Source organism: Sphingomonas sp., assembly GCF_036677245.1.
Classification (GTDB): domain Bacteria; phylum Pseudomonadota; class Alphaproteobacteria; order Sphingomonadales; family Sphingomonadaceae; genus Allosphingosinicella.
Window position 1 is genome coordinate 1 of record NZ_JAKFCG010000078.1, and the last position, 9074, is coordinate 9074.

The 9074-nt window shown below is 67.0% G+C and carries 8 protein-coding genes, 1 pseudogene and 1 riboswitch; of the genes and pseudogenes, 5 read left to right on the top strand and 4 right to left on the bottom strand.

What is annotated here, in order from left to right; all coding sequences use genetic code 11:
• Nucleotides 1-1040, bottom strand: a 1040-nt coding sequence (locus V6M48_RS09065) for a PLP-dependent transferase (RefSeq protein ID WP_332812218.1), incomplete at its 3' end; no start/stop codon positions are given.
• Entirely contained in the window at nucleotides 1024-2025 is a 1002-nt protein-coding gene (metX, locus tag V6M48_RS09070; protein ID WP_332812219.1) for a homoserine O-succinyltransferase MetX, read from the bottom strand. The genes V6M48_RS09065 and metX, both read right to left, overlap by 17 nt.
• A gap of 113 nt (nucleotides 2026-2138) precedes the next feature.
• Nucleotides 2139-2246: riboswitch (SAM-I-IV-variant riboswitch) on the bottom strand.
• 147 nt (nucleotides 2247-2393) lie between these two features.
• On the opposite strand from metX, the gene V6M48_RS09075 reads away from it, so the two are divergent.
• From V6M48_RS09075 to V6M48_RS09090, 4 genes and pseudogenes are all read left to right on the top strand, one after another.
• Complete coding sequence (locus V6M48_RS09075; protein ID WP_332812220.1) at nucleotides 2394-3773, top strand: hypothetical protein; 1380 nt, start codon at nucleotides 2394-2396, stop codon at nucleotides 3771-3773.
• A 56-nt stretch (nucleotides 3774-3829) separates the two neighbouring features.
• Nucleotides 3830-5374: an ATP-binding protein gene (locus V6M48_RS09080; protein ID WP_332812224.1), complete on the top strand. Its 1545-nt coding sequence runs from the start codon at nucleotides 3830-3832 to the stop codon at nucleotides 5372-5374.
• Between the two features lie 116 nt (nucleotides 5375-5490).
• Nucleotides 5491-5838: pseudogene (locus V6M48_RS09085) on the top strand (YciI family protein); the annotation flags it as partial.
• 142 nt (nucleotides 5839-5980) lie between these two features.
• Nucleotides 5981-6757, top strand: coding sequence for a MauE/DoxX family redox-associated membrane protein (locus V6M48_RS09090; RefSeq protein ID WP_443019069.1), 777 nt, complete (start codon nucleotides 5981-5983; stop codon nucleotides 6755-6757).
• A gap of 320 nt (nucleotides 6758-7077) precedes the next feature.
• On the opposite strand, the gene V6M48_RS09095 is transcribed toward V6M48_RS09090, so the two are convergent.
• A complete protein-coding gene (locus V6M48_RS09095) occupies nucleotides 7078-7512 on the bottom strand; it encodes a hotdog fold thioesterase (protein ID WP_332812221.1) in 435 nt (144 codons plus the stop codon).
• Between the two features lie 275 nt (nucleotides 7513-7787).
• Nucleotides 7788-8051 (bottom strand): DksA/TraR family C4-type zinc finger protein, encoded by a 264-nt coding sequence (locus V6M48_RS09100; RefSeq protein ID WP_332812222.1) that lies wholly within the window; start codon nucleotides 8049-8051, stop codon nucleotides 7788-7790.
• A gap of 178 nt (nucleotides 8052-8229) precedes the next feature.
• On the opposite strand from V6M48_RS09100, the gene V6M48_RS09105 reads away from it, so the two are divergent.
• Nucleotides 8230-8712, top strand: a complete 483-nt coding sequence (locus V6M48_RS09105) for a cupin domain-containing protein (protein WP_332812223.1) — start codon at nucleotides 8230-8232, stop codon at nucleotides 8710-8712.
• Nucleotides 8713-9074 lie beyond the last annotated feature (362 nt).

The window sequence follows — 9074 nt, forward strand, 5'->3', positions numbered from 1 at the left end:
GGCATGCCGCGGTGGGTCATGCTCGAGGGCTTGCAGATCAAGGTCGAGAAGCCGCCGAGCGACGACGCCAAGGTGACCAGCTCGAGCGCTGCGAGGAAGCTCGCGGTCGCGCCGTCGTCACCGAGCAGGCGGAAGCTGACCATGAAGCCCGGCCCGCTCTGCTGCCGCTCGGCAAGCGCGCGATCGGGGTGCGAGGCGAGGCCCGGATAATGAACCTCCCCGACCTGCGGGTGCTGAGCGAGCCATTCGGCGAGCATCCTCGCGCTCGCTTCCTGACGGTCGATGCGGAGCGGCAGGGTGCGCAGGCCGCGCAAGATCTGCCAGGCATCGTGCGCCGAGGCGGCGAGGCCCGCGGCGTTGGTCCACCACAGCAAGGTCTCGACCAGCGCCGGGTCGGCGGCAAGCAACGCGCCGCCGAACAGATCGCCGTGGCCGTTCAGCGCCTTGGTGGTCGAATGCAGGACGAGGTCGCAGCCAAGCTCGAGCGGCCGCTGGCGGACGGGCGTCGGCAGCGTGTTGTCGGCGATCACCAGCGCGCCGGCCTTTTTAGCCTTCGCCGCGACCGTGGCGATGTCGGTGAGGCGCAGCAACGGATTGCTCGGTGTCTCGATCCACACCATTGTCGGAGCGTCGGCCATCGCCCGATCGACCGCGGCGGGATCGCCCTGGTCGATGAATGCGGCACGGATCCGTCCCTGGTCGGCGAAGCCTTTGATCAGCCGGTAGGTGCCGCCGTAGCAATCGTGCGGTGCGACGACGAGCGCGTCGGGCGGCACCAGCAGCAGCGCGAGCAGCGCCGCCGACTGGCCGGAGCCGGTGATCGCACCGCCGGCCGCGCCTTCGAGCTCGGCGAGCGCCGCCGCGAGCATGTCGCGGTTCGGGTTCACCGTCCGCGAATAATCATAGTCCGGCTTGTCGTCGGCGTCGCGCCACCGATAGGTGTCGGACGCCCACAGCGGCGGTGCGACGCTGCCATGGACGCCGTCCGCGGCGACGCCGGCATTCGCCACGATCGTCGCGGCGCTACGCTTCTTGGTCATTGGGCCTCGCATCCAGGAACGGCTTGATCAAAGCGCCGATCCGCTCGGCCTCCTTCAGGAACATGTCGTGGCCATAGATCGATTCGAGCAGATGGACCTCGGCCGGTCCGGCGAGCCGCTCGGTCAGCGCCACCATCTGGCTGGGGAGGACGAGCTGGTCGGTCTCGGCGCCGATCACCAGGGTCGGCGTGCTGATCTTCTCCGGCTCGACGCGGTGGCGGTCGATCGATCCCGAAAGGCTGAGAAAACGCTGGGGGGTCATCACTGCCTGAAAGGCCTCGCCGCGTGCGCGCAGATAATCGCCGGGCTCGGTGCGGCCGAGCGGGTCCTGCGAATCGAGGCCGCCTTCGAAGCGCTGCCCGAATTCGGGCGCCGTGCGGTAGCTCAGCATCCCCATGCCGCGCGCGATGGTCAGCGCCTCGGCGGCGGTGCCCGCCTCGATGCCGAGCGCGACCACGCGGCGCTGTAGGTCGCGCCACGCGGTGCCGGCGGCGTGCGGCTCGGCGCCCGCGGAAATCACCACCAGCCGTCCCAGCCGCTCCGGGAATTGCTGCGCGAGCGCGAGCCCGACCATGCCGCCGTAGGAGGCGCCGACGAAGCCATGCGCCCGCTCGACCCCAATCTGGTCGAGCGCGGCGACGACCACCGCCGCCTGGTCCAAAGTCGAGGGCGCGGTCTTGCCGGTCTCGTCAGCGGCGAAATCGAGCCCGAGCACGCGGAACGCTTGCGGATCGACTGCGTGGCCCTCGCCGACCAGGCCCGGCCACCAACCACGTCGTCCGTCGGGGAAGCCGCAGACGAAACGATTGGCCGAAATGCCGCCGAGCACGATCACAACCGGCGCGTCGTCCCGGCCGGTCAGACGCGCGCGGGTCACCGATCCCAGTGCGAACGGCACCTCGACCTCGAAGTCGCGCACCGGCAATGCGTCGGTGCGCCCGGTTTCAGCCTTGTCGGGCTCCGGATCGGCAGCGTGTTTCAACATGCGCCGCCCGTGCCGAGCAAAGGGGCAGGGGAAGCAGCCGCGCGGTGATATTCGGGGGCGTGTTTCGCGAGCTTCATTCACCTCTTCCTTCGCTTCGGAAGAACGAGGCTGACGCGATCCCGCTTGGTTGCCGGTTCGGCCGCATCGTCCTTCCAGGACCGCCACCTTGCCCGGGAGGGCAGGTTGGCGTGAGCCGTTAAGGCTCACTCTTGATGCTCGGGACCGGCGCAAGCCGCCGCCCCCGATGTGCCGGTCATCTACGCACAAGACTAAAATTTCGCAAATGGGAATTTGAGCGGAAGGACAGCCGGCGACACCTGCTCGAAGCTTTGGTTGACGACCCGCCTCTGGTTTGAAACGCAAGGGTAATGACGCCCGGCGAGAAATTCATCGTCCACCGGCCGCGGCTCGCGTGGCCCGCCGCGCATTTGCTCGCCGCTCTGCTCTTGCTCTGGATTGCCTTCGCCAACGGCTCGCCTTTGTTCTTCCCCGATAGCGGCGCCTATCTGAGCGTAAGCAAGCTGCTCGGCTATCCGTGGGACAGGCCGCCGACCTACGGGCTGGCGATCGCGCCGTTCCAGCTTGCGTTCGGCCTGTGGGGCGTGATCGTCGCGCAGGCGCTGTTCGCCACCTGGGTGATCGGCGTTTTGCTGGAGAGGGTCACCGGCCTCCGGTCGCCGCTGGCTTTGGTCGCCGCCGCCGCGCTGCTCGCGGGGGCGAGCAGCCTGCCATGGTTTGTCGGCCAATTGATGCCCGATTTGTTCACCGGGCTGACAATATTGCTGATCTTCCTTCTGGTCTTTGCGCCCCCCGATAGCCCACGCGGCGCGTGCCTGCTGTTCGTCCTCTTGCTCTCCGTGCTGATCACTTTTCACCTCAGCCATATCGCCATCGCCGTATTGCTCATCCCGGTGGCCCTGTTCGCCGGCGTCTGGCTTGGGCTGCGGCGGACAGCGCTGATCGGCGCAACCCAGGCGGCGATTGCCTTGCTGCTGGCCGTGCTCGCGCTGTCGATGGGGAATTGGATCGTGCGCGACCAGTTTCGGCCGGCGTTGAGGAGCGAGGGCTTCCTGCTCGCACGCCTGCTCGATGCCGGGCTCGCCGGCGAGGTGCTGGACCGCGCCTGCGCCGAGCGGCCGCTTGGGCTCTGTGCGGCTCGGCCTGCGATGAAACACGCGTGGCGGCCTGGCCAGGGCTATCTCTGGCATGAAGAGTCCCCGCGTGAGGCGCTGCACCGCGCGGCACCCGAGCGAACCCGTGCCGAGGAAGCTCAAATCATCAGACGGACGGTCGCGGAGCGGCCGGCCGACGTGCTGCGCATCGCGCTCCGCGATTGGCTTCGTCAGCTGTTCAGGGGCGCCTCCGGCGACGGCTTGGAAGCCAACACGGTCGAGAGGGTGGCTCTTCCAATATTGCGTGAGCACTTCCCGTCCTCGGCCGCGGCCTGGGCAACGTCGCTCCAAGGGAACGGACGATTGGACCTGCTTGCCTGGCCTCTCGATCGCGTGGTCGCGCTGCTCGTCGGCCTCGCAAGCCCTTTCATCCTGCTGGCGGCGCGCCGGCGAGGCGATACGATCCTTGCCGGCCTGACGATCGTGATCGTCGCCGCGCTGCTTGCCAATGCCGCGGTCTGCAGCATGCTCTCGGGCGTTTTCGACCGCTATCAGGCGCGGGTCACGTGGCTGCTTCCGTTGCTGGCGATCGTCGCTTTTCTGCGCTTCCGGCTGCGCAGAAGCGGCGCTTCATGACATAGCGCCTGACAGGCCCGGCGGGGGCGCCGCTTCCGCCGAGCCTGATCTGCGGCATCCCATCGCATCGCGCTTGCCCCGGCGCGCGGGCATCGGCCAAAGCCTCGCCGATGACCGTCACGATCGATTTGGGGATCGACGGCAGCGGCAATCCGGCCGTTGTCGATCTCGAGGAACTGCTTGCCACCCGGTTGCTCGTCCAGGGCAATTCGGGTTCGGGCAAGTCGCACTTGCTGCGCCGGCTGCTCGAGGGCAGCGCCGGCCACGTCCAGCAAGTCGTCGTCGATCCGGAAGGCGATTTCGTCTCGCTTTCCGATGCCTTCGGTCATGTCTCGATCGACGCGAGTCAGTACAGCCTCGCCGAGATCGGTGGCGTCGCGCGCCGCCTTCGCGAGCATCGTGCCTCGGTGGTCCTCAATCTCGAGGGGCTCGAGGTCGAAGGGCAGATGCGTTGCGTCGCCGGTTTCCTGTCCGCCTTGTTCGACGCGCCGCGCGAACATTGGTATCCCGTTCTGGTCGTGGTCGACGAAGCGCAGGTGTTCGCGCCCGCGGCCGCCGGGGAGGTCTCCGACGAGGCGCGCCGTGCATCGCTTGGCGCGATGACCAATTTGATGTGCCGCGGCCGCAAGCGCGGCCTCGCCGGCGTCATCGCGACGCAGCGGCTCGCCAAGCTCGCCAAGAACGTGGCGGCCGAGGCGTCGAACTTCCTGATGGGCCGCACCTTCCTCGACATCGACATGGCCCGCGCGGCCGATCTGCTCGGCATGGAACGCCGCCAGGCCGAAGCGATCCGCGACCTTGCACGCGGCGAGTTCCTCGCACTCGGGCCGGCGATCACGCGCCGCCCGCTCAGCATCAGGATCGGAGACGTTCGCACCCTGGCAAAGAGCGCCAGCCCGAAGCTCGTGCCGCTGCCGGCAGCGCCCGCCGGCGACATGCACGACCTCCTGTTCGCGTCACCGGGGGAAGAGTTGCCGGTCCCGGTCATTCCCGACCCGCTGCCCGTTGCCGATCTCCTCCGCTCGATCGCTGCCCCGGCGCTCGCGCCGGTTCCCGATGCGCCGTCGCTCGATCCCGAGGAGGAGCGGGCGGTGCTTGGCGAGGTGGTGGCGGAGATGGTCGCCGAAGGCGCATCGCAGCCCCGGGCATCGCTCTACCAGGATTTCATGGTGCGGTGCCGGATGCGTGGCGCGGTTCCGGCGCTCGACCTCATCGAATTCGGCAGGCGCCTCGCGCTCGCGCGTGCGGGGATCGAAGACGAGCCCCGCTGGGAGCCGGTGCTCGCGCTGGCTTCGTCCCTGCCCGAAGAGATGCTCGCGCCGTTCCTTCTGCTCGCGCGGACGGCGTGCGATGGCGCCGAATGTCCAAGCGATGCCAGGCTCGCCGCTCTCTACGGCACCGCCTCGGGCGGCCGGGTGCGCCGCATGCTCGACTATATCGAGGAAAAGGGCCTGATCGTCTGTCGCACCGATCTGTCGGGCAAGCGCACGGTGAGCTTTCCCCATCTCGGCTGGACGACGGCTGCCGCGCAGCCGGACCCGAGCCGTCCGTCGCGCATGGCACGGATCGCCGCGCGCGAGCCGCGCTCGTCGACCCGCTAGCGGGGCTTCCGGGTCAGGCAGTGTCGCTGCGGTTGATGTGGCGAGATGCCGGCGCGGCCGGTAAAGGCGAGGAGACAGGCCGGGCCGCTCCGCCGGCTGCTCCAGGGAGGTGAAAGATGCGTGTCATGGTCATGGTCAAGGCCACCAGCGACAGCGAGGCCGGGGTGATGCCCTCGACCGAGCTGCTCGAAGCAATGGGCAATTATAACCAGGAGCTGATCAACGCCGGCATCATGAAGGCGGGCGAAGGCCTGCATCCGTCCTTGAACGGCAAGCGAGTCAGGTTCGACGGCGCGAGCCGCACCGTCGTGGACGGGCCGTTTCCCGCGACCGACGAGCTCGTCGCCGGCTTCTGGCTGTGGGAGGTCAAGGACATGGACGAGGCGGTCGAATGGGTGAAAAAATGCCCCAACCCGATGCCCGGGCCAAGTGAGATCGAGATACGGCGGGTGTTCGAAGCCGCCGACTTCGGTGAGGAGTTCACTCCGGAGCTGCAGGCGCAGGAGGACGCGCAGCGCGAGCAGCTCGAACGCGGCTGATCCGCGGCCGCGGGGCTTTGCTGGTGCGTTCCCGGACCCCATATCGAGCAGGTCGAGGAGAGCGAGCATGGCCGACACGGCGAACCAGACGATGGCATCCCATCCCGCGGCAGCCAGGCGAGCGGAGCTCCACCGCATGGTCATGCCGGGGCACATTTGCCCTTATGGCCTGAAGGCCAAATATCTCCTTCGGCGATCGGGCTACGAGGTTGACGATCACTGGCTCAGGAGCCGCGAGGAAACTGAGGCCTTCAAGGCCGCGCATGATGTCGCAACGACGCCGCAGATCTTCATCGAAGGCCGGCGGATCGGCGGCTATGACGATCTGCGGCGCTTTCTCGGGCTTCGCGTCGCCGATCCGAAGGCGAGCAGCTACCGCCCGGTGATCGCCTTGTTCACGATCACCGCGTTGATGGCGATGGCGGCGAGCTATGCCGTCACCGGCGACGCGCTGACGATCCGCACGGGCGAATGGTTCATATCCTTCTCGATGTGCGTGCTCGCCCTGCTCAAGCTGCAGAATATCGAGACCTTCTCGACGATGTTCCTCAACTACGATCTGCTCGCCAGGCGCTGGGTGCCTTACGGCACTATCTATCCGTTCGCCGAAGGTGCCGCGGGCGTGCTGATGACCGCTGGCGTGCTCAACTGGCTGTCGGTCCCGCTCGCCTTGTTCATCGGCACAGTCGGCGCCGTCTCGGTGTTCAAGGCCGTCTACATCGAAAAGCGCGAGCTCAAATGCGCCTGCGTCGGCGGCAGCAGCAACGTGCCTTTGGGCTTCGTCTCGCTGACCGAAAACCTGATGATGGTCGCGATGGCCGTCTGGATGGCGGCGATGGCCTGAGCCGCCGAGCGCGGCACCGGAACGACCGCCGGGCGTTGATGCGCTGGCGGCTCACGTCGCTTGACGGGCGAGTCCACCGGCCCGAGCGGCAGTCCGCCTCGAGAGGAGCAAGCCATGTGCCACTATCGTCTCTATTCATCGCATGAGGTCTCGAACGCGGCCCGTCAGGCGCGCGCCAGGGCGGCCAATCAGGCTAAGCCGGCCGAACCTGCGGCACCGGCGCGCCCGGAACCGGTCGCGTCGGACGCTGACGTCCGGGTGGCGGAAGCGAAAACCCTCGAGCACGCCTGAGCCGCCCGCGCGCCTCTGGGTGACGGATCTCAGGCGCGCTGCTTGGGAATGACCGCCAAGGTCAGGCGCGAGAGGCAGACCAATTTTCCCGCTTCGTTGGTGATGCGGATCGTCCAGACCTGGGTCGTGCGGCCGAGCGCCTCGGCTTTGGCGACGGCATCGACATAGCCGTCCATCGCCGGGCGGATATGATTGGCGTTGATCTCGAGGCCGACCACGCTCGAGACCGCCGGGTCAACCGTCGCTGCGCCGGCCGCGGAGGCGACCGTCTCCGCCAGCGCGGCCGAAGCGCCGCCGTGCAGCCGCCCATACGGCTGGCGTGTGCGCCGATCGACCGGCATCCGCGCCTTCAGCCAATCCTCGCCATAGTCCGTGAAGATGATTCCGAGATGGCCGGGCATCGACGCTCCGCTGCGCTCGGTCATCGCCGCGAGGTCGAGGATTTCCTTATGCCAGATTGCCATTCGATACGCCTTGTCCAAAGAGCCGGCAGGCTTAGCGGAATGTCGCCGATCCTCAAGCCTCCAGCGAGCGGGCGGAAGTAGATCGGGCGAAAGGCGACCGGATGGCCACGTTGCGGCAGCAAAACTCAGTTCGCGGTGAGCTTGTCGAACCGCTTTCCTTTCTTGCTCAGAGGAGAAAAGGCCTTCGACTAGCTAGGCTGAACGGTTTTTGCCCGCGGTTTTTGACTGACTCGGCACCTTATGCAGCAGTCCCCATCGCGTGAAGCGGACCGCTGCTAGCGGAGCTGGCTGTCCTTGCTGCCGCGGCGATTGATGCCGGAATGGGCGGGTCGGCTGTCACGCGCGGACTGGCATGGCGTGCAGGTCTTGACGCCGGGAAGGGCGATCCGGCGGCCCTCCGGGATCTCGTCGCCGCAGACCAGGCAATAAGTCTCGCTCTCGCCGGCCGGCAGGCGCGCACGCGCGTTCAGCACGGCGTCCATCACCGTGTCGTCGATCTGATCCTGCACCGCGCCGTCCCGCGCCCAACCGCTTGCCATCATCCAGCTCCATCGTGTTGCTCGATACCGAGATAGGAAATCTCCCTGGTTTTCCAAGCATGTGCGATGCCAAGGATGGGGGTGGGATCTTGCGCCGACGGTCTCTCACCGCCGAGGCCCGGCATTGAAAAGGTGCCCCGGTCTGCTACCGCGAAGGTCTCGAGAATGGAGGGGTGTTGTGGCCGAGCGAGCAAAGCAGAATGTCGTGGCGGTGGATGCGATGTCGGTGCCGCCACGCACCACCCCGCCGCCGCACCCGGAGCCTTTCGGTTCGCGCCTCTCCAAACGCCAGAAGCGGGCGCTCGGCGACTTTTTCGGACTGACCAATTTCGGGGTGAACCTCACCCGCCTTGCTCCCGGCGCAGAGGCGTCGCTGCTGCACAGGCACAGCAAGCAGGATGAGTTCGTCTACGTCCTCGAAGGCGAACCGACGCTGGTCACGGACGAGGGCGAGATGGTCCTGGCGCCCGGCATGTGCGCCGGCTTCCCCGCTGCCGGCATCGCCCATCTGATCGTCAATCGCACCGCCAAGGACGTCGTCTATCTGGAGGTCGGCGACCGCACCGCCGGGGACGAGGGCTTCTACCCGCAAGACGACCTGCAGGCGCAGATGGTCGACGGCAAGTGGGTGTTCACCCATAAGGACGGACGACCTTATTGATAAAGGTGTAGGGGAAGGCCCGTTTGGGAAGGGTCAGTTTTAAATTAGGTCGGGATAGAGATGGGCGGCGACCAAAAACGCCAGGAAGGCGATCAGTGGCGCCATCAGCACCCATTGAAGCCAAGGTGGCACAAAGTGAATGAGTCCCTCGTAAATCAGATCGAATAACACGCCCATCACGCCACCTACATTTTACAACGGTCCCGTGCCAGCGGAGCCGTTTCAGCATCTTGTACCAGCTCAGGCGAGCCACCGTTAGTCATCCGCGCAATACTGGCTTCGGGTCATAGGCCCGATTACTGTTCCGCCTCGGTCGATTCCGCCAGAGCGGTGGTCGAAGCGAGGCCGCCTGAGGCCTGGCG